The 20716-nt window shown below is 28.0% G+C and carries 18 protein-coding genes, 1 tRNA gene and 1 rRNA gene; 15 read left to right on the top strand and 5 right to left on the bottom strand.

The genetic code is table 11. The features are described 5' to 3' along the window. The 7 genes from Q0Y03_RS12380 to Q0Y03_RS12350 form a co-directional block, all read left to right on the top strand. Positions 1 to 137, top strand: a 23S ribosomal RNA gene (locus tag Q0Y03_RS12380); the annotation flags it as partial. 52 nt (positions 138 to 189) lie between these two features. After that, positions 190 to 264, top strand: a tRNA-Asn gene (locus Q0Y03_RS12375). A gap of 105 nt (positions 265 to 369) precedes the next feature. Then, on the top strand, positions 370 to 1734 hold the full coding sequence (gene trkA, locus Q0Y03_RS12370) for a Trk system potassium transporter TrkA (RefSeq protein WP_297714121.1): 1365 nt from the start codon (positions 370 to 372) through the stop codon (positions 1732 to 1734). Then, positions 1734 to 3182, top strand: a complete 1449-nt coding sequence (locus Q0Y03_RS12365; protein ID WP_297714120.1) for a TrkH family potassium uptake protein — start codon at positions 1734 to 1736, stop codon at positions 3180 to 3182. The genes trkA and Q0Y03_RS12365 overlap by 1 nt, the downstream gene beginning before the upstream one ends. A gap of 204 nt (positions 3183 to 3386) precedes the next feature. Then, a complete protein-coding gene (locus Q0Y03_RS12360; protein ID WP_297714119.1) occupies positions 3387 to 4766 on the top strand; it encodes a TldD/PmbA family protein in 1380 nt (459 codons plus the stop codon). Positions 4767 to 4777: 11 nt separating this feature from the next. Continuing rightward, positions 4778 to 6136, top strand: a complete 1359-nt coding sequence (locus Q0Y03_RS12355) for a TldD/PmbA family protein (protein WP_297714118.1) — start codon at positions 4778 to 4780, stop codon at positions 6134 to 6136. Then, on the top strand, positions 6129 to 7091 hold the full coding sequence (locus tag Q0Y03_RS12350) for an NAD(P)/FAD-dependent oxidoreductase (RefSeq protein WP_297714117.1): 963 nt from the start codon (positions 6129 to 6131) through the stop codon (positions 7089 to 7091). Before Q0Y03_RS12355 ends, Q0Y03_RS12350 begins: the two co-directional genes overlap by 8 nt. Before the next feature lie 642 nt (positions 7092 to 7733). Here Q0Y03_RS12350 and Q0Y03_RS12345 read toward each other — a convergent pair. Further along, positions 7734 to 8303 (bottom strand): GDSL-type esterase/lipase family protein, encoded by a 570-nt coding sequence (locus tag Q0Y03_RS12345; RefSeq protein ID WP_297714116.1) that lies wholly within the window; start codon positions 8301 to 8303, stop codon positions 7734 to 7736. Positions 8304 to 8317: 14 nt separating this feature from the next. Continuing rightward, positions 8318 to 8959 (bottom strand): RusA family crossover junction endodeoxyribonuclease, encoded by a 642-nt coding sequence (locus Q0Y03_RS12340; RefSeq protein ID WP_297714115.1) that lies wholly within the window; start codon positions 8957 to 8959, stop codon positions 8318 to 8320. Positions 8960 to 9258: 299 nt separating this feature from the next. Between Q0Y03_RS12340 and tsaD the strand changes: the two genes are divergently transcribed. The 3 genes from tsaD (at position 9259) to Q0Y03_RS12325 (ending at position 12721) form a co-directional block, all read left to right on the top strand. Then, positions 9259 to 10275 carry a tRNA (adenosine(37)-N6)-threonylcarbamoyltransferase complex transferase subunit TsaD gene (gene tsaD, locus Q0Y03_RS12335; RefSeq protein ID WP_297714114.1) on the top strand — a complete coding sequence of 339 codons (1017 nt, stop codon included), beginning with the start codon at positions 9259 to 9261 and terminating at the stop codon, positions 10273 to 10275. Positions 10276 to 10373: 98 nt separating this feature from the next. After that, a complete protein-coding gene (locus Q0Y03_RS12330) occupies positions 10374 to 11384 on the top strand; it encodes an alpha/beta hydrolase (protein ID WP_297714113.1) in 1011 nt (336 codons plus the stop codon). Between the two features lie 143 nt (positions 11385 to 11527). Next, positions 11528 to 12721 (top strand): trypsin-like peptidase domain-containing protein, encoded by a 1194-nt coding sequence (locus Q0Y03_RS12325; RefSeq protein ID WP_297714112.1) that lies wholly within the window; start codon positions 11528 to 11530, stop codon positions 12719 to 12721. Between the two features lie 67 nt (positions 12722 to 12788). On the opposite strand, the gene Q0Y03_RS12320 is transcribed toward Q0Y03_RS12325, so the two are convergent. Further along, positions 12789 to 13919, bottom strand: coding sequence for a glycosyltransferase family 1 protein (locus Q0Y03_RS12320; RefSeq protein ID WP_297714111.1), 1131 nt, complete (start codon positions 13917 to 13919; stop codon positions 12789 to 12791). Positions 13920 to 14044: 125 nt separating this feature from the next. Here Q0Y03_RS12320 and Q0Y03_RS12315 point away from each other — a divergent pair, with 125 nt between their 5' ends. The 3 genes from Q0Y03_RS12315 to Q0Y03_RS12305 are packed head-to-tail and all read left to right on the top strand — an operon-like array spanning position 14045 to position 16843. Next, positions 14045 to 15040, top strand: coding sequence for a CotS family spore coat protein (locus Q0Y03_RS12315; protein WP_297714110.1), 996 nt, complete (start codon positions 14045 to 14047; stop codon positions 15038 to 15040). A 14-nt stretch (positions 15041 to 15054) separates the two neighbouring features. After that, positions 15055 to 15795 (top strand): hypothetical protein, encoded by a 741-nt coding sequence (locus tag Q0Y03_RS12310; RefSeq protein ID WP_297714109.1) that lies wholly within the window; start codon positions 15055 to 15057, stop codon positions 15793 to 15795. Between the two features lie 13 nt (positions 15796 to 15808). Beyond that, positions 15809 to 16843 carry a CotS family spore coat protein gene (locus Q0Y03_RS12305; RefSeq protein WP_297714108.1) on the top strand — a complete coding sequence of 345 codons (1035 nt, stop codon included), beginning with the start codon at positions 15809 to 15811 and terminating at the stop codon, positions 16841 to 16843. A gap of 65 nt (positions 16844 to 16908) precedes the next feature. On the opposite strand, the gene Q0Y03_RS12300 is transcribed toward Q0Y03_RS12305, so the two are convergent. Beyond that, positions 16909 to 18027 carry a glycosyltransferase family 1 protein gene (locus Q0Y03_RS12300; protein WP_297714107.1) on the bottom strand — a complete coding sequence of 373 codons (1119 nt, stop codon included), beginning with the start codon at positions 18025 to 18027 and terminating at the stop codon, positions 16909 to 16911. A gap of 104 nt (positions 18028 to 18131) precedes the next feature. Between Q0Y03_RS12300 and Q0Y03_RS12295 the strand changes: the two genes are divergently transcribed. Further along, the gene (locus Q0Y03_RS12295) at positions 18132 to 19133 is read left to right on the top strand and encodes a CotS family spore coat protein (protein WP_297714106.1); all 1002 of its coding nucleotides are present in this window, start codon (positions 18132 to 18134) and stop codon (positions 19131 to 19133) included. A gap of 40 nt (positions 19134 to 19173) precedes the next feature. Here Q0Y03_RS12295 and yabG read toward each other — a convergent pair whose 3' ends face one another. Further along, positions 19174 to 20061: a sporulation peptidase YabG gene (gene yabG, locus Q0Y03_RS12290; RefSeq protein WP_297714105.1), complete on the bottom strand. Its 888-nt coding sequence runs from the start codon at positions 20059 to 20061 to the stop codon at positions 19174 to 19176. 246 nt (positions 20062 to 20307) lie between these two features. Between yabG and Q0Y03_RS12285 the strand changes: the two genes are divergently transcribed. Further along, positions 20308 to 20544 (top strand): Veg family protein, encoded by a 237-nt coding sequence (locus Q0Y03_RS12285; RefSeq protein WP_297714104.1) that lies wholly within the window; start codon positions 20308 to 20310, stop codon positions 20542 to 20544. The last annotated feature ends 172 nt before the right edge of the window (positions 20545 to 20716 follow it).

Genomic DNA, 20716 nt, shown 5'->3' with positions numbered 1-20716 from the left:
GAAGCCTCCCTCAAGATGAGATTTCCCATAGCATAAGCTAGTAAGACCCCTTGAAGAACACAAGGTTGATAGGTCAGAGGTGTAAGTGCGGTAACGTATGTAGCTGACTGATACTAATAGGTCGAGGGCTTGACCAATAATAAAAATAATTCATATGCAATTTTCAGAGAATAAATTCTCTTATAATAATCCGCGATAGCTCAATGGTGGAGCACTCGGCTGTTAACCGATAGGCTGGAGGTTCGAGTCCTCTTCGCGGAGCCAAATAAAGCTAGAATTGAATTCTAGCTTTATTTTTTTTAAAATAAATTATTAATTTAAATTAGTTCATAAGAAAAATAATATTATTACTAACAAGGGGTAAAAAATATGGAAGTTATAATTATTGGAGCTGGTAAAGTAGGATATACATTAGCTAAATTTCTTTCTAATGAGGGAGATAATATAACTGTAGTTGACAATAATATAGAGGTCTTGAACTCAATTGTAGAAAAGTTAGATGTAATGGGAGTTAAGGGAAATGGTAGTAGCTTAAAGATACTTCATGAGGCAGGAATACGTAAGTCTGATTTAGTAATATCAGTTACTGGAAGTGATGAAGTAAATATGTTATGTTCATTAGCTGCAAAGAAATTAGGAGCAAAATATACAATCGCTAGAGTAAGAGGACCACAATATTCTGAAGAAATATTAATGCTTAAAGATGAATTAGGTATTGATTTAGTAATAAATCCAGAAAAAGAAGCAGCTTTAGAAATAGCTAAATTAATAAAATTTCCATCAGTAAGAAGTGTTGATACATTTGCTAAAGGAAAAGTTGATTTAGTTGGATTTACTATATTAGAAAATGATGGATTAGATGGATATGCAATTTGTGATATTAAGTACTTTAAGGATTCAATATTAATTACTGGAATAGAAAGGGCAGGAAAGATACATATACCTAGTGGCGATTTTGTATTATGTAAGGATGATAAAATTTATGTAATAGGTGAACATAAAAAAATAGAAACTTTCTTTAAAAAATTAGGAAAATTTCAAGATAAAATAAGAAATCCATTGATAATAGGTGGAGGAAGAATTACTCATTACTTAGTTAATATAATTGATAAATTAGGAGTTACATCTAAGATAATAGAGTCCAATATAAATAAGTGTATTGAATTAAATGAAACATTACCAGATGCAATTGTAATTAATGGTGATGGAACTGATCACGAGTTACTTTTATCAGAAAATCTTCAAGATGCAGATGCATTCATTGCATTAACAGGTAGAGATGAGGAAAATATAATTACATCTTTATTTGCAATAAATAATAATGTTAAGAATGTAATAACTAAGATTACTAGATTTAATTATAATGTTATAGCTAAAAATGTTGGAATAGATACTATAATTAGTCCTAAGGCTATAACAGCAAATAAAATATTAAAGTATATACGTTTTTTAAAGAATAAAAATAAGTGTTGTATAGAAAATATTTATAAAATATTTGATGAGCAAGCTGAGGCTGTTGAATTTTTAATTAAAGAGGATGTTAAATTTGTAAACCAAAAATTAAAAGATGTTAATATTATGAGTGATGCAATAGTAGCTACAATAGTTAGAGATGATAAAATAATAATTCCATCTGGGGATGATAAAGTAGAAATTGGAGATAGAGTTATTATAATAACTAAAAGAGATAAAATAGTTGATATAAATCATATAGTTGCTGGAGGAAATAAATAATGAATTTTCCTGCTGTATTAAATATAATTGGGCAAGTTATAAAATATGAGTTATTACTTTTAATAATTCCATTTTTAGTAGCAATTTATTATGGTCAAGGTGATGCTAGTGCATTCCTATATACCATAGTAATAATGATTCCTGTATACGTGGCACTTACAAGAATTAAAGGAAAAAATAAAGACATATATATGAAAGAAGGATTTGTTACTGTAGGGTTAGCTTGGATAGCAATTTCTTTCTTTGGTGCACTACCTTTTATCTTTAGTGGTGAAATACCATCTATAATAGATGCATTTTTTGAAACTTCATCTGGATTTACTACTACTGGTGCATCAATATTAACTGAAGTTGAATCATTATCTAAGGGAATATTGTTTTGGAGAAGTTTTACTCATTGGGTAGGAGGAATGGGATTTCTTATATTTATTTTAGCATTAATGCCATCATTTAATGGTAATACTATACATTTATTAAAAGCAGAGAGTCCAGGACCAACTCCAGGTAAAATAGTTCCTAAGATAAGACAAACGGCTAAAATATTATATGTAATTTATTTTGTATTAACGGTAATTCAGACAATATTTCTAAAGTTTGCAGGAATGTCTTGGTATGATGCTATTATACACGCATTAGGAACTGCTGGAACAGGAGGATTTTCTAATATGAATGCCAGTGTAGCTGCATTTAATAATCCAGCAGTAGAATGGATTATCACTATATTTATGCTTTTATTTGGAGTAAACTTCGTTTTATATTTCCAAATTATAAGAGGGAATATAAAGGCTTTCTTTAAGAGTGAAGAGTTAAAGTGGTATTTAATTGCTGTATTTGGATCAATTGTTATTATAGCAATTAATATAATGCCTTTTAATGGTGGAAATATAGAACAATCTATAAGAGATTCAGCCTTTCAAGTGGCATCGGTTATAACGACTACTGGATATGCAACAACTGACTATAATTTATGGCCTACAATAAGTAAAATGATTTTAGTTATGCTTATGTTTATGGGAGCAATGGCTGGATCAACTGGTGGTGGAATTAAGACTATAAGAATAGTAATAATTTTAAAAGCCATAAGAAGAGAAATAGATAAGATACTACATCCTAGAAGAGTTAAAAGTGTAAAAATAGATGGAAATATTGTTAATGAAGAAACTATATCAGGAGTATTTTTATTCATATTTGCATATATAGTTATTGCATTAATTGCAATATTTATAATATCATTTGATAATTTTGATATTACTACTACTGTTACAGCAGTAATAGCAACTTTAAGTAATATAGGTCCAGGATTAGAGCTAGTAGGACCTACAGGAAACTTTTCTGCTTTTTCTGATTTTAGTAAAATAGTTTTATCATTTTGTATGCTAGCTGGTAGGCTTGAAATATATCCGATGTTAATATTATTTAGTCCATCACTTTGGAAAAAAAGATATTAAAATATAATTTTTATAAATTTATAAGGTCAGCTTTATGCTGGCTTTATTTTTTTGTAAAAACTAAGCTTTATTATAATTATTATTAAGAAACGATATTGAAATATAATTTTATAGTAAATAATAGAAGATATGATATATAATTAAATATAATGAAAAGAAGTCTAGGGTAATATTTATAGTCTAGATAAAAAGGAGGAATGATTTATGTTATCTCGTGAAGTAGCAGAGAAAGTGCTTGGGAGATGTTTAATAACTGGTGGGGATTTTGCAGAAATATTTGAAGAAGATACTTTAAATAATTCAATTAGTATATTAAATGGAAGAGTTGAAAATTCTGTAGGAGGAAGAACTTATGGAATTGGAATTAGAATATTTAAAGGATTAAAAAGCGTATATGCATATACCAATAATAATAGCTTAACTTCACTTTTAAATGTTGCACAAAAGGCAGCACTTGCATTAGGTGAATTGAAAGAAGAAAAAATGATAGTTCTTAATGAAGCAAATACAGTTAATTTTAATCCAATATTACTTACACCATCATCAATTGAAATTAATAAAAAGATTGGTGTTATGAAGGTTGCTTATAATGCAGCAAAGAACTATCACGATGAGATAGTTCAAGTTGGAGTAGGGTATGTTGATAAGGAACAAAATGTTTTAATTGCAAATACAGAAGGGTTATATACAGAAGATAAGAGAGTAAGAACTAGACTTTCTATAAATGCTATAGCTTCTGCTAATGGAGAAAATCAAACAGGTTTTGAAGGGCCAGGTAGGCATATGGGATTTGAAATGTTTAAAGAGATTGACCCTGAATATTATGGAAAAGAGGCAGCAAAGCAAGCATATACAATGTTACATGCAAAAAATTGTCCAGCTGGTAGAATGACAGTTGCTATTGATAATGGATTTGGTGGTGTTATATTTCATGAAGCATGTGGTCATTCATTAGAGGCAACGGCTGTAGCTAAAGGGAATTCAGTATTTACTGGAAAATTAGGACAACAAATAGCTTCTACTAAAGTAACAGCTATTGATGATGGAACTATTCCTAATGCTTGGGGATCATTAAATATAGATGATGAAGGAAATAAAACTCAAAAAAATGTTCTTATAGAAAATGGAATATTAAAATCTTATATGATTGATAAGTTAAATGGTCGTAGAATGGGAATGCCTTCAACAGGAAGTGGAAGAAGACAAAGCTATAAATTTGCACCAACATCTAGAATGACTAATACTTATATAGCTAATGGAGATGATAATCCTGAAGATATAATTAAATCTATTAGTGATGGATTATATGCTAAAAAGATGGGTGGAGGATCTGTTAATCCTGTTACTGGGGAGTTTAACTTTGCTGTATCAGAAGGATATTTAGTTAAGAATGGTGTAATTCAAGAACCTGTTAGAGGAGCTAGCTTAATAGGAAAAGGTAGTGAAATATTAATGGATATAGATATGGTTGGAAATAATATGACACAAGGCCAAGGTATGTGTGGATCATCATCAGGAAGTATTGCAACAAATGTAGGTCAACCTATGATTAGAGTAAAAGAAATAACTGTAGGTGGAAGATAGGAGGGGATAATATGGAACTAGATTTATTTGTAAGAAGTTTATTTAATAAGGCTAATGAGGCTGGCTTTTCAGAGTATGAAGTTTATTACGTAGATAGAGAAAGTTTAAGTATAAGTGTATATAAAAGCGAAGTTGAAAAATATAATCTTAATAATTCAGCAGGATTATCTTTTAGAGGAAAATTAGGAGATAGAATAGGATATTCTTATACAGAGATACTTGATGAAGATGCTATAGATATGCTTGTAAATAAGGCAAAGGAAAATGTTTTAGCCATTGAAAATGAGGATATTCAATTTATTTATGATGGGGATAAGGAATATAAAGAAGTTAGTACTTACTATGAAGCATTAGAAAATATTCCTGCAGATAAATTAATAAAAATTGCATTAGATATGGAAGCTGAAGCTAAGAAATATTCAGATAAAGTAGAAAGTTTTAGTGGATGTGCAGTATCTTATAGTTCAGGAAAATATGGAATAATAAATTCTAAGGGATTAAATTTACAAAATAAATCAAATATATTAACAGCATATGTTGTTCCAATTGTTAAAGATGTGGATAATATGTATGATGGTTTTGGATATGTAGTTGCAAAATCATTAGATGAAGTTAATGCATTTGAAATTGCTAAGATGGGGGTAGATGAAGCTTTAAGTAAAGTTGGGGCAACTTCTATACCATCAGGAAATTATAAAGTAATTATAAATAGTGATGCTATGGTATCTCTTATTTCTACATTTGCAGGTGTATTTAGTGGAGATGCAGTTCAAAAGGGATTAAGTCTTTTAAAAGGAAAAGAAGGAGAAGTTATTGCTTCTAATATAGTAAATTTAGTTGATGATCCACATTTAGAAAATGGATTAGCATCAGTTGGATTTGATGATGAAGGAGTAGCTACAGGAAAAACTTATTTAATAAAGAATGGTAAATTAGAAAGTCTACTTCATAATTTAAAAACTGCTAATAAGGCAAGAGTTAAGTCTACTGGAAATGGATTTAAAGCTTCATATGCTTCACCTATTTCAGTATCACCTACAAATATGTATATCGAACCAGGAATAAACTCATTAGAAGAAATGACAAAGAAAATAGATAAAGGATTAATAATTACTGATTTTGCAGGTTTACATTCAGGTGCAAACTCTATAACAGGAGATTTTTCTTTAGCAGCAAAAGGTTTTTATATAGAAAATGGAGTAAAAACTAAGGCTGTAGAGCAAATAACAGTAGCAGGAAACTTCTTTACTTTATTAAATGATGTTGAAGAAATAGGAAGGGACTTAAAATTCCCTATGAGTAGTGTTGGTAGTCCAAGTATTTTAGTAAAGGAACTTTCCATTGCTGGAGAGGGGTCAAAGAATGAATAAATACGACTTAGTTATAGTTGGATCAGGAGCTTCAGGACTTTCAGCTGGAGTTTCTGCTTTAAAATCTGGAATTAAAAATGTTCTAATTTTAGAAAAAGAAGAAGTACTAGGTGGAAATTTAAATCTATTTATTAATAATGGATTTGGAGAATATTATTTAAATAATATTGTTACTGGACCAGAGCTTGGTAGTATCCTAATAAAAGATTATAAAGAGTTAGATGGAGAATATAAAGTTAATACTAGAGTTCTAGAAATAAATAGAGATAAGATTATAACTTATGTTAACCCTAATGAAGGAATACAAGAGATTAAAGCAAATGCAATAATTTTAGCAGCAGGATGTAGAGAAAAATATACAGGTAATATTATGATACCAATTCACAAATATACGGGAATATTTACGACTGGTTCTGCACATAGATTAGTTAACTATAGTGGATATTTGCCAGGAAAAGAGGTTATAATCATAGGCGATAATATGTGGACTCTTATGTTAGCAAGAAGATTAGTAATTGAGGGGGCAAATATAAAAGGAATAGTTACTGAGAGAAGATCTTTTAATAGAGATGAGTTAGATATTATTAATGGGTTTAATATTCCAATAATATATACAAGTGAAGTAATTGATGTTGAAGGTGAAGAAAGAGTAAATTTAGCTAAAGTTAAAAATCTCGAAACAGATGAAATTAATTCTATTGAATGTGATTCTTTAATTTTACCTGTAGGATATTTACCTGATAATGATTTTATAAGAAAAATGAATCTAATAATGGACGGGGATATAATTTGTAGTGAAAATAACCTTACTTCGGTTGAGGGTGTATTTATAACTGGAACTATGAGAGATGGAGCTAAGGAATTATTTAATAGCGGAGCAAATGGATTCAAGGTAGGAAAACAAGTATCTGAATATTTGAATTCTATTGCGCACCACGTGGAAGCGAAAAAATGAAATATTTATTTTTCTGGAACTGTGAAATTTTCGCCTAGAATTTATATAATTGATTCCGTAAAGTTGGCTAAAGTTTTTAAACTCGCTATTCGCTCAAACAGTAAAAACTTATTAACGCCAATTTTACTCCATCAATTATTAAATTCTACGGCTTAATTTCAATGTTCCCTCCAAACTAATATTTCATTTTTTCTTTTTCCATGTGTTTGCTTATAACGCTACCTTTATAGTTAATGTTTTCTGCTACAACTTTTCCTGATATGATAGTTAATTTGTATATTTATAATTTTAGCCATAAAAAATATATATTTAAAAGTTAATAATTCGGTATATAAAATATATAGCAGAAGTCGTTAACTTTTAAGGTGATAACACGGTAAATTGTATCTTTAATCTTAAAAGCCAGTGATAAAGAAAAAATTGATTATATTATCGGAAGGAAGATTATATAATGAACTTTAGAATTTAATTATTATTGGAATAAAATCTACGTTAATAAGCTGAGGCGACGTTTAGGAGCTTCGAAGCTTTAGTAGATTTTATGTAAACAATAATATAAATTCTTAGTGAAATTATATTCCTTCCTGGAGATTATATAATCAATTTTTTCGGCATCACGGCATTCAAGCTCTAACGAACAATTTAGTTAAATAAGTCTTTGGCGGTTTTGAATAGTAAGTTTTGACCTTCTGGATTAAAGTGAATGCCATCAAGGTATAAATTAGATAGTCCATCTGCATTTTCTGTTAATGAATAAAAGTCTATATATTTTAATGAATAAGAAATACAAAGATTTAATAGTTCATTTCGTAATAAAGGCAAACTTTCTTTACAATAATTATAAGTATCACTTATCATGAAAAGCTTATTTGCCATTTCAGGAATAATATTAGGGGGAACTCCTATGCATACTTCTATATTATTTGATAATGAATCTTTAATCATCACTTCAATATTGTTAACAATAGAAGTTACAGGTCTATTAGAAAGTAAATCATTTGTTCCAGCCATTAAAAATAAAATGTTAGGAGATATATCAAGGACATCCCTTTGAAATCTAACAAGCATATCTGTAGATGTACTTCCATTAATACCTTTATTATGTATATCTAAATCATAATTAGTTTTAAGTTTATTAACCCAATTATCTTTAGGTTTAACACCATATCCAAATATTAAGCTATCGCCTAAAAATACATATTTATTTTTCATAATTAATAGCCTCCTTAAAATAATTTATTAAAGCAATTTTTACAAATAAGAGTTTTCCCTTTATCAGCTTTTATATAATTATTGTCTTTTAAAATATTATTACAAATAGAACATTTATTTGTAGATGCAATATAATCATTAACATTTTCGGATATTTTTTTTGTCTTTGAAGATTTTACAGTAGAATTTACTGATTTTTTTAATGATGAGTAAATTCTTTTTTCGTCTGGAGAATCTTTTGGAGTAATAGAATATGAAACTGAAAATTCACTTTCTCCAAATAGCTCTAATTCAAATCTTGGGTTTTCCTTATCATAAAATTCTTCTACTATTATTCTTCTAATTTGAGCATCATTAACTATTAATCCGCTCTTTTCAATACCGTCAAATATGCTTTTAGTTATATTAGCTGTATCTGGATGTCTTTTTTCGCTTTTATAATAAACTTTTAATACTGCAATAAGGGATTCATAGAATACTATATTAGGATTTTGGCTTCTAGCATGATAAGCTATTTCTTCTTCGTATAATGCGTACTTATCATGGGATTTTCCTGTATTATAGGGTAATATTGCCCTTCCATCTTTATTATGTAATTTAAAGTTTGATTTAGTTATGGGTGATCCTAAAACTATTACTTTTGCATAAGGTTTCATGTGTTTTCTCTCCAAATAATATTAATAATAAAATGATATAAGATAAAATTATAATGGTAATAATTATATATTAAGGATTAAAATAATACGGAATTATTAAGAAATCCTTAAAAATCCATAAAATGAAATAAAAAATAGTGAATAAAAATTTTTAAAAGTATATAATCTAAATTAAGATTTTATTATATTTAAACTATACATGAGCAAATTTGTATTAACAAGTAATAATTTGATTATGTTTTATGATTACGTTATAATACATTTTGGTGTTATATAGTAAAAAGAAGAGGTAAAAATAGATGGAAGATAAATATATTTTAGCTATAGAATCAAGTTGTGATGAAACTTCAGCAGCAGTTGTTGTTAATGGGAGAGAGGTGTTATCTAATGTAATTGCTTCTCAAATAGATACACATAAAAAATACGGTGGAGTAGTACCAGAAGTAGCTTCAAGAATGCATATAGAAGCTATTAGTGGAGTAGTTGAAGAAGCTCTTAAAGAAGCTGATATTACTTTAGATAAGATTGATGGAATAGGTGTTACATATGGTCCAGGATTAGTAGGTGCGTTACTAGTTGGATTACAATTTGCAAAGGGGTTATCATTTGCAACTAAAAAACCTTTAATAGGAGTTAATCATATTGAAGGACATATTTGTGCTAATTATATACAACATAAAGATTTAAAGCCACCATTTGTGTCTTTAGTAGTATCAGGAGGTCATACTTTTATAGTACATGTTAAAGACTATGGAAATTATGAAGTGATAGGTCAAACTAGGGATGATGCGGCTGGAGAAGCTTATGATAAGGTTGCAAGGGCATTAGGTCTTGGATATCCAGGAGGTCCTAAAATTGATAAATTAGCAAAGGAAGGTAATCAAAATGCTATAGTATTCCCAAAAGCTAACTTCCATGAAGAAACTTTAGATTTCTCATTTAGTGGAGTAAAGTCAGCAGTTCTTAATTATTTAAATAAATGTAAAATGCAAAATATCGAAGTAAATAAGGCTGATGTTGCGGCTTCTTTCCAATATGCAGTTATAGATGTATTAAAAGAAAATGTATTAATGACTTGTAAGAAGAGAAATATTAAGACAATTGCAATTGCAGGTGGTGTTGCATCTAATTCAAGTTTAAGAGAAACTCTTATTAAAGAAGCTTCAAAAAGAGGTATAGAAGTATTATTTCCAGAACCAATTTTATGTACTGACAATGCTGCAATGATTGGAAGTGCAGCTTACTTTAATTTTGTTAACGGAAAAATTAGTGATTTAAATTTAAATGCAAAGCCTAACTTAAAATTAAATAGTTAATAATATAATTAAGTATGTATAAATAAGTACATATAATTTCAAAATCTTAAGTAGAGTAATATGTATTGTATATAAGAAAGTATAGGGAGAGAAATAAAATGAAGTTTTTGCCGTATTCAAATGGAGTGCGATCAGTAAATATGAAGAGGCAAAGAAGTCCTAAGGATAAATTTAAAATAATCTCTTGGATAATTGTCACAATAATAATTATTGGAGTTGTTACTCAAAACATAGTTGATTTTGTTGATGGGGAAAGATTAAAAAAAAGAGTTAATTATACTACCGTAGACGATTTAAGATTAGATTATAGAATTGAAGGGGAAGGTAGTTATACTATTATTTTTGATGGAGATATGGGTGCTACTTTAGAGGGATGGACTCCTATAGTAAAGGAATTAAAAGAAAATGATAATGTAAGAACTTTCGTTTACAATAGACAGGGGTATGGATATAGTGATGGATCATCTGGAAGAACTCCTGAAGAACAAGCTAGAGATTTGAAGATTTTATTAAGAAAAGCAGGGTTATCAGGACCGTATATAATAGTTGGAGAGGGATACGGATCTCTTGTATTAACAAGCTTTGCACAACAGTTTAAGGATTCAGTTGCGGCTTCTATAATGATAGATCCAATTAATGAGCAAGAAGTTCAGACTAAAGAGTATAAGAGAAGTCAAATTATTACTAAGATTAGGAGAAGCATTGAAAGAATTGGTTCAAAATGTTCTCTTACAATGCTTCTGGACAAGCTAAATTTAGATTTAAAGCTAGAAGACTTTGAATCTGGACTTTCGGATAGTAGTTTAGATGAATTTTCAACATTAAGAACTAAGTCAAATTATACAAATGCAGTTTATCATGAGTTAAATAATATTCTTAAAGGAAAAAGTAATAGCCAAGTTGATGGTGTATTCAGTGATATTCCATATTATTTGATTACTAAGAAGCAAGATGATTCATTAAAAAACTTAGGAAGTGAAGAGTTAACAACTGTATATACAACTAATTGTGATAAAGATTTCTTATCATTAAATGATAAGGATAATGTTTTAAATGCTATAAGACAAACTATTAAGAAGTTGAAAGAGATAGATGAAAACAAAAAATAGCTTAAAAAATAGACATCAAGAAGTTGATGTCTATTTTTTATATTAAGTATTTCTAAATTGTCATATATTTGACACATTGAGTGGTTATATTATAACTATAGAATAAATGATAAATAAAAATAAGAAAAAAGGAGTTAGTATATATGGATAATGATAATATTTATGATGCAGCTTATAGTGATGCTCACGTAAGTGATCAAATGGAAGTAAAACATAGTTTTAATGAGGAACCAAGTAAAGAGAAAAAGAAAAAAAGAAAAAGCGGTGGTAGAATTGCTAAATATATAGCATTAGCTCTTATATGTTCGTTATGTGGAGGAGTAATTGGGTCTGGAGTTACTTATTTTGTAACAGGTAAGAATGTAGGTAATAATAGTTCTAGTAATACTGTAACTGTAGATCCAGTTTCATTTGCAACAGATAGCACGGCTCTATCAGCAGCAGAGATATACCAAAAGGTAGCACCAGCAGTAGTTATGGTATCTACTAAAACAATACAAACTGTAAATGGATGGTTCCAACAAGAAGCTGAAGGAATGGGTTCAGGATTTATAATAAATACTGATGGATATATTTTAACAAATTATCATGTTATAGAGGGAGCAAATGAAGTTACTGTAACATTAAGTGATGGGCAAGAAGTAACAGCTTCAGTGGTTAATTACGATTCAGATCAAGACGTAGCTATGATAAAGATTAATGAAGATGTAGAGGTTCCTGGAGTTGTAGAATTAGGTGATTCAGATGCATTACAACCAGGTGAAGAAGTATTAGCAATTGGAAATCCATTATCTAAGGAATTATCATCTACATTAACAAAAGGTATAGTTAGTGCATTAAATAGAAGTATTGAAACACAAACAGGAGTTAGCACAAATTTAATACAAACAGATACAGCTATTAATTCAGGTAATAGTGGTGGTCCATTAATAAATACTAAGGGAGAAGTTATTGGTATAAATACATTAAAGGCAAGTGATGGTGCAGAAGGTATTGGATTTGCAATTCCTATTAATGATGTAAAAGTTAAGATTGATTCATTATCAAAACCAATATTAAACTTAGGTGTGTCAATAAGAGTTATAGATGAAAGTATGGCTAAGAAATTAAATATGGAAGAAGGTCTTTATATTGTTGAAGTCAATGAATTCTCACCAGCAGAAAAAGCAGGATTAAAGGGTGGAGACTTAATAGTTAAGGCTGATGGAAAAAGAATTAAGACTTTTGAAGAGTTACAAGAAATTAAGAACTCTAAAGAAGAGGGAGATAGTATAAATATTGAATTCATAAGAGATGGAAAGACTCAAAATGCTACGATAACATTAACTTCAAATTAAACTACAGTTAAAACAAATTAATATAATTTAAACAAAGGTTATGAAATTTTTCATAACCTTTGTTTTTTTAGCTATTTATATTTTCAAAGACATGTTCATAGGCTTTTAAGGTAGCAATAGCAGTATTTTTCCAAGTGAAATTTAGACTATTTTTATGGCCTTTTTGACTATATTCTTGTAGTAAAGATTCTGAATTCAACAAATTAAGAATTGAAGAAGCTAATTCATCTTTATTAAATGGATCTATCAATATAGCACAATCTTTAGTTACCTCTGGAATAGATGTTAAATTAGATGTAATAACAGGAGTAGCGCAACTCATAGACTCAAGAGGAGGCAATCCGAATCCTTCATATAAAGAAGGATAAACAAAAAGTTCAGCAGCATTATAAAATAAAGGTAATTCATCATCGGGTATAAAACCTGTAAAGATGATTTTATCATCGATTAGAAGCTCTTTACATAATTGTTGAAGCTTAATACCTTCATCTTTTATTGATCCACATAAAACTAATTTATAATCCTTTTTTAAGGATTTATGAATTTTTTTAAAAGCTATAATAAGCTCCTTAACATTTTTTCTTGTACTAAAGCCTCCTATATATAATAAAAATGGTGAATCAATACGGTATTTATTTTTTATATACTCAATACAATTAGATTTATTTAATGGTTTATAACTTTTGTTAGCAGCTAGAGGTGTAACGAATATTTTTTCTTCATTAACGAAAGGAAAAAACTTCATTATATCTCTTTTAGAATATTCAGAAACAGTTAAAATTATTTTAGAGTTATTTACTATTAAAGGCATATCTCTTAAAAATCTTTGTAGATAACCTCGCCCAACAGTTTCTGGCAAGATATAAGGAATTAAATCATGAATAGTTACTACTATGGGTGATGTATATAATTCATTTAAACCAATGCCATTTTGAGGTATATGATGCATATCTATGTTGTTTTCTTCAATATAATTTGGATAGTAGTAATTTTCATAAAAAGTACCATGTTTTTTTGATGTGAAAATAATTTTTGAATTATCTTTTTTATAATTTTCGTAATTTTCTCCAGTCCAAAAAATAGAATAATTATTTTTAGTATCTATATTAAGAAGTTCTCTAAGAAGATTTTCAATATAAGTACCTATACCAGATCCCTTATATAAATTAATCCCCCTAGCATCTATTGAAAATTTCAAAGCATAACGCCTCCTATAAAACCTATAATATTATAAATATTATAATTAAGTAATTTGTGTGATAGTGAACACAATGAAATATATAATTTCATATAATGAATTGAATAAAACTTTAGGAGTTGGCTATGGATATAGAAAATCTAAAAAACTCTATAGAATCTAATTATGATATAAAAATAAAATCCCTTGAAAAAGTTAAGAATAGCTATAAAGTTGAAAGTAAAAATAAAAATTATGCAATAAAAATAATTAAATATGATTTTGGACATTTTTATTTTATTTTATCAGCAATTAAACATTTGCAAGGAAGAAATTTTAATAAGATTCCTAATATATTAAAGAACAATCAAGGTGGAGACTATATACAGTTAGGAAATAAATATGCATATCTAACAGAGTGGATACCATCTAGAGTGAGTAATTATAATAATCCTATAGAATTAGCGGCTGTAGCTAAAAAACTTGGAGAACTTCATGATTGTAGTTCTGGATTTACTTTAAATAAGTATATGAACCCTAGAATAGGATGGTACTCTTGGATAAATGTTTTTGAAACAAGATGTAATGAGATATTAGATTTTAAAAATAGAATATCTCAAAAGGCATATAAATCTAAATTTGATTATATATACTTAGATAATATAGAATCTGAAATAGAGCGAGGAAAAGTTGCCATTAATGGTCTTAAAGAAAGTAATTATATAAAAATAATGGATAAAGAGGTAATGAAAAGGGGATTTTGTCATCATGATTTTGCACATCATAACATTTTAGTTGATTATAAGGGTGAGTTTAATGTAATAGATTTTGATTATTGTATTTTAGATACTCATTTACATGATGTATCTTCATTATTAATAAGAGCAATGAAAGATGGCAAGTGGAGCAAAGAAAAGGCAAATTTAATTTTGAATAATTATTGCAAGAGTAACAATATATATGAAGAAGAATTAAAATTAATAAGAGAATTTATTAGGTTTCCACAAGCATTTTGGCAAGTTGGAATTCAATATTACTGGGAACAACAGCCTTGGGGTGAAGAGTTTTTTATAGAAAAGATTAATAAATATTTAGAGGATATTGAATATAGAGAAGAGTTTTTAGAAAGGTATTTCAATTAAGGGGGGAATATTGGTTGGACATACTAGAATTTTTAAATAGTAATGGAATTATTGTTGGAGAAGAAAACTTTCCTAAGGGTAGCAGGAAAAAATATACTTGGGATATAGACAATCAAATATCTTTAATAATTGAAGTACAAAAAATATTGAAAGGTAAAAAAGCAAATATAATTCCTAGAGTTGAGAGTTCTATAGGAAAAGAAATAGAGTCATTTATTGTTCAGATAAAAAAGACATCAAAAATGATTAGATATCTTGAAGAAAAATATAAAAAGAGTGATTTTGATTTATTTATCATAGATGAAGGAAATAAAATACTAAGTAGGGCTAATAAGTCATTAAATGCTTTAGATGAGGATAAGTACTTAAAAATAATAGTAAGGAGTATGAATAATTATGATATATGCTTAGGACGAGTAGATGAAGGAAATTTGAAAAAAGAAGGTTTAACAATTTGTATAAGAACTACTAGATATATATCCTATAATATGGTAGAGAATGATTGTTATAACTATATAAAAAGATTAAGGAAAAGAGGATATAAAGGAGATATTATTAAGTTAATAAATGATTTTGCATATAAATCAAATTTAAATAGAGATAGTATAGATTACATGACTGTACTATCAAATTATCCACTTGAATCAATTAAAACTTTATTAAAGCTAAAGGAAGACAGAGAAAGATTTAGTTATGAAGAATGGATAAAAGAGATTGATATTGCTAAAAAGATAGATGGTATTGAACTTTTATGAATGGAGGAGTGAAATGAATAAGTTTAGATATATAGATAAAAGAATATTGTGTAGCTATGATTTAAGCGAAGAATTCTTTTTTAAGCTAGGAGTAAAGGTTTATGACATTATTCCATTAAGAAAAGTATTTGTTTTATTTACGGATAAGGGAAAGAAAATATTAAAAATAACTAATTCATCATTAGATAGAATAAATTTTATAAATAACACTTTAAATATAATTAAAGAAAAGGATAAGTATGTACTTCAATATTGTAAAAATTCTAATGGAGATATAATTACAGAGTGGAAAGGTAACTCTTATGTATTATTAGATATGATGGATGGAAGAGAAGCTACTTTTACGAATCCAATAGAAGTAGGATGGTGTACAAAAGCTTTAGCAAATTTTCATAATGCATCAATAAATATAACTGACAATTTAACAAAGGAAGATATTGTATTAAATAAATCTAAAAGTTTAATATATGAATTTTTAAATGATTTATGTTTTATTACAGAAGCTGAGAGAGTTATAAGTAAGTTTAGTTATAAAAATGATTTTGATTTATTATTTTTAAGGAATATTTCAAAAGCAAAAAATGATTTGAATATAAGTATAAACTTATTAACTGAGAGCTCTTATAGCGAGCTTTACTCCGATATAAAAAATATGGTTATATGCCATTTAGATTTAGCTCATCACAATTTTATAATAGATGAAGATAAAGTAAATATGATAGATTTTGATTATTGTAAGATAGATATTAGGGTGATGGATATATATAATTTTATTATAAAGGTAATAAAAAATTATGCTTATGATAAAGAAATAATTAATAAAATAATAGAAGATTATAGTAGTATTTCTAAAGTATCAGATGAAGAAAAGAAAATAATTTTTGCAATGTTAAATTATCCAAGGGATTTTATTAATATTTCTAAGGACTATTATTTAAAACAAAAGTCATGGGATTATGAGGTATTTTTAAGTAGATTTAAGGATAAGATTGAAAATGATACTTTTAGAAATGATTTATTAGGAAATATAAATGAAAATTTAATATAAAAAGATAAGGGTTATGCCATGGCATAACCCTTATTAAATATAGTAATAAATAAAATTTAACAAACTTAGAAATTAATTATATTTTTGTATGCTTCAATTGTATTTAAAGCTGTATTTTTCCAAGAGTATTTGTTACTAGTAATCAATCCACGTTCAATCATTGTTAGTTTTAAAAAGCTATCTGTTAAAACTCTCTCCATTGAATAAGATAATTCATTAACATCATTAGGGTTAACTAAGATTGCTGAATTCTTACATACTTCTGGAACTGATGTAATGTTAGATGCAATTACAGGTGTACCACAAGCCATTGCTTCTAATGGAGGAAGTCCAAATCCCTCATAGAATGATGGATAAATTAAAAATTCACAAGCGTTATAAAAAAGTGGTAAATCTTCAAGTGGAACAAAATCTGTGAAAATTACAGAATCGATAATACCTAACTCTATAGCACGATTTTTATAACGTTCATATGAGAGTCCTTTTTTACCTGTAATTACAATCTTTAAATCTTTTTTTAGATTATTATTTAATAGAGAAAATGCCTCCATAATGCCAATAATATTTTTTCTAGGGCTATAGCCACCAACATATAATATAAAATTATCAGTTATACGATATTTATCTTTTATTACATTTTTACAATAAAATCTATCTATTGGTTTATAAATATCTTCAGCAGCTAAAGGAGTAACAAATATTTTTTCAAGTGGAAAATTAAATTCATTAGCTATATCTAATTTAGAAAATTCTGAAACTGTTATGATTCCATCGCAATTATTTAATATATTTGGCATTTCTTCATTAAATATTCGTAGATAGCGATCACTTACTGTTTCAGGCATTCTTAGTGGAATTATATCATGTAATGTAATAGTCTTAGGACAATTAATATTGTCTGAAAGGCCTACACCATTTTGAGGAACGTGATATAGTTCCATATTAAAGTTGTCTAATAAATTAGGAACTTTTACATTATCCCAAAAGTTATTGTTAGATGAGTCTATTGAGTACTCTATAGAAAAATTATCTCCAAGCTTTAAATCAGAATCTTTAGGAATGAAAGTAAGATACTGATTTGAATCATCGTATTTGCTTAAATTAGTTATAAGTTGATAGGTATAGGTTCCTATACCAGTACCTCTATACCATTTTGCGGCTCTTCCATCAATACCAATTTTCATGATTTAATCCTTTCAAAGTAGTTATAATTTATTATATTAGAATAAATAAAAAATGTTAATAAAACAGTGCATATATACATATAAATATAGAGGGGGTGAGGAATATGATGAGAGAATTTGAAATAGAAAGACAATTTCAAATAAAAATAGATATAATAAAAGCTAATAAGGGTATCTATTATTTGAAGACAAATAAAGGTGAGAGATGTCTTAAGAAGATAAATTATGGGCCACAAAAACTTTTATTCGTTTATGGTGCTAAAGAGCATTTGATAAATAATGGCTTTAATACTGTAGACAGATATTTTTTAAACATAGATGGCGAGCCATATGCATTAGTAAATGAAGATTTATATACTTTATCTGAATGGTTAGAGGGAAGAGAGTGTGATTTTCATAACATAGATGAAGTAAAAATAGCTGCAGCAACGTTAGCAAAGCTACACGAGGCATCTAAGGGATATGATCCACCTGAAAATTCTAAATTAAAGAGTGATCTTGGAAGATGGCCAAGTCTTATGGAAAAAAGAATAAAATCATTAGATAAGATGAGAGATATGATTAGAAAAAAGAATAGAAAAAGTGATTTTGATTTATTATATTTGAAGTCAATGGATTTCTATAAGGAAATGGGAAAAAAGGCTTTAAATACATTAAGGTCATCAGAATATGATAGGTTATGTGAGATAGCTGAGAATGAAAAAGGTTTCTGCCATCATGATTATACTTATCATAATATTGTACTAGGAAAAGATAATTCTGTTAGTGTAATAGATTTTGATTATTGTAAGAGAGAAATAAGAACTTTCGATATTTCAAACTTTATGATAAAGGTATTAAAGAGAAATAAATGGAATATTGAATTTGCAAAAGCAATAATAGATTCTTATAATGAGGTTTCTAATCTAGAAGAGTGTGAATATAATGTATTATACGCTTATTTACAATTTCCACAAAGGTATTGGAGGTTAGCTAATAGATATTATTATAATGAAGTTAACTGGGGACAAAATACTTTTGATAGTAAATTAGAAAGTATAATAAAGGAAAAGGATGAATACATTAGATTTTTAAATGATTTTAAAAATGAATATAATACGATTTAAAAGTCGGCTTTAAAAGCCGACTTTTAAATTATCCAAATTTTTAGATATATGGTGATTTAGGATATCCCTCTCTATATTTACCACGAGTTTGTAATCCACCAATACCTTTTATGCCTGTAATTGTATTTTCAACTATATTTGTTATTGAAACAACAGAATCAATAGTTGTATAAGCAATTTTTTCACAGACAAATACGGGGTCTAGGCAATGGATTAATACACGACTTGGAGAACTAGCAAAATTAGCTCCAGCATCTAATAAACATTCATAACATGACTGACAAGCTCCGGCAAATATGACTAATTCATCATAGCTAGAGTTATAATTTCTAAGAGCTTTAACAGCATCAATATAATGTTTTGAATTTCTATAATTATTTAAATCTAAGTAATCATTGCTTTCTTTTAAAACACTGTCATGTCCAGTTAATACAACTATATCAGGTTTAAGTTCTTTGACTAAGTCTACAACATGATTAGCTTGTTCTCTTTCTGAAATAGCACGTCCAACTGCATCTAATGAAAGTTGTTTATATACTTTTAGACAAGTTTCCAAATAATCTTTATCTCCATCAATATGAAGAATCTTTCCAGGTCGTCCAAACATTAAATCTTTATTTGGAGTATTTTTTTGATTTTTATTTCCTCTAGATAATAATATTTGATTACTTTTAGTAGACATTACAGAGCGAGTATTAACTGCTTTTTTTATAGCTTCATTAACTCGACTATTTAATATTTTCTCTTTTTCTCCGATAAAGTCAACATCAACAGGCTCTAAGTCGGTTTCAGGTGAATCAGCAATTATTCTTATACTAATTCCTTTAAGAATATATATTACTTTACCATTAACTTCTCTTATATCTATTATTTTAAAAGTTATATCTTTATCGTAAGATCTTCTAACTACGGTATCACCTATTACCATTTTCTTCTCCTAATAAATATATTATTACAATCTATAGTATGTTTGTGTATAAGTCTTTGCTCCAATATATTGAGAAGTGAATAAAAAACAATAAAAAATGCAATAATAATTAATAGATGCTATAAATGGTTAACAATAAAGAAAAAGTTTACATTGACAACAATGATGGAAAGTGTTAAAATATTTGGTTTTATTTGACAAAAGTGCTAAAAAGCTTTATAATATAATTAGAAAGATGGTGGTCATATGGAAAAGAATAGAACCTTAGCCAACATACGAAAAGATATTGAAAATCATGTAGGTGAAAAGGTGACACTAAAAGCTAATGGTGGAAGAAAGAAGATACTTGTAAATGATGGAGTAATAGAAAGTGTTCATCCTAGTATTTTTGTTGTAAGATTGGAAAGTGACACCCAAAGAACAGTAAGTTATAGTTATTCAGATGTTTTAACTAAAACTGTATTACTATATTACGCAGTATAAATAAGAGCTTCGAAAAATTTCGAAGCTCTTATTTATTGTGCGCCCAGCATGGGCAACAACTTGACGGTGAAAGTCCGTTGTGGGCTTGGTAGTGGGAACCACTAGCTAATGACAAGGGTGTCCATCGTGAGATGGAATCTGAAGGAAGTCGGAGGCAAAGTCTTGGTCTGAG

The sequence above is a fragment of the Clostridium sp. genome (assembly GCF_026168755.1).
Taxonomy (GTDB): domain Bacteria; phylum Bacillota; class Clostridia; order Clostridiales; family Clostridiaceae; genus Clostridium.
Note: the sequence above shows the minus strand (reverse complement) of the source record. Positions and strands in the feature narration are given on the sequence as shown.

Bases quoted from the DNA above. Each gene is read 5' to 3' on its own strand.
- trkA (WP_297714121.1), top strand. From the start codon at position 370: ATGGAAGTTATAATTATTGGAGCTGGTAAAGTAGGATATACATTAGCT.
- Q0Y03_RS12365 (WP_297714120.1), top strand. From the start codon at position 1,734: ATGAATTTTCCTGCTGTATTAAATATAATTGGGCAAGTTATAAAATAT.
- Q0Y03_RS12360 (WP_297714119.1), top strand. From the start codon at position 3,387: ATGTTATCTCGTGAAGTAGCAGAGAAAGTGCTTGGGAGATGTTTAATA.
- Q0Y03_RS12355 (WP_297714118.1), top strand. From the start codon at position 4,778: ATGGAACTAGATTTATTTGTAAGAAGTTTATTTAATAAGGCTAATGAG.
- Q0Y03_RS12350 (WP_297714117.1), top strand. From the start codon at position 6,129: ATGAATAAATACGACTTAGTTATAGTTGGATCAGGAGCTTCAGGACTT.
- Q0Y03_RS12345 (WP_297714116.1), bottom strand. From the start codon at position 8,303: ATGAAAAATAAATATGTATTTTTAGGCGATAGCTTAATATTTGGATAT.
- Q0Y03_RS12340 (WP_297714115.1), bottom strand. From the start codon at position 8,959: ATGAAACCTTATGCAAAAGTAATAGTTTTAGGATCACCCATAACTAAA.
- tsaD (WP_297714114.1), top strand. From the start codon at position 9,259: ATGGAAGATAAATATATTTTAGCTATAGAATCAAGTTGTGATGAAACT.
- Q0Y03_RS12330 (WP_297714113.1), top strand. From the start codon at position 10,374: ATGAAGTTTTTGCCGTATTCAAATGGAGTGCGATCAGTAAATATGAAG.
- Q0Y03_RS12325 (WP_297714112.1), top strand. From the start codon at position 11,528: ATGGATAATGATAATATTTATGATGCAGCTTATAGTGATGCTCACGTA.
- Q0Y03_RS12315 (WP_297714110.1), top strand. From the start codon at position 14,045: ATGGATATAGAAAATCTAAAAAACTCTATAGAATCTAATTATGATATA.
- Q0Y03_RS12305 (WP_297714108.1), top strand. From the start codon at position 15,809: ATGAATAAGTTTAGATATATAGATAAAAGAATATTGTGTAGCTATGAT.
- Q0Y03_RS12300 (WP_297714107.1), bottom strand. From the start codon at position 18,027: ATGAAAATTGGTATTGATGGAAGAGCCGCAAAATGGTATAGAGGTACT.
- Q0Y03_RS12295 (WP_297714106.1), top strand. From the start codon at position 18,132: ATGATGAGAGAATTTGAAATAGAAAGACAATTTCAAATAAAAATAGAT.
- yabG (WP_297714105.1), bottom strand. From the start codon at position 20,061: ATGGTAATAGGTGATACCGTAGTTAGAAGATCTTACGATAAAGATATA.
- Q0Y03_RS12285 (WP_297714104.1), top strand. From the start codon at position 20,308: ATGGAAAAGAATAGAACCTTAGCCAACATACGAAAAGATATTGAAAAT.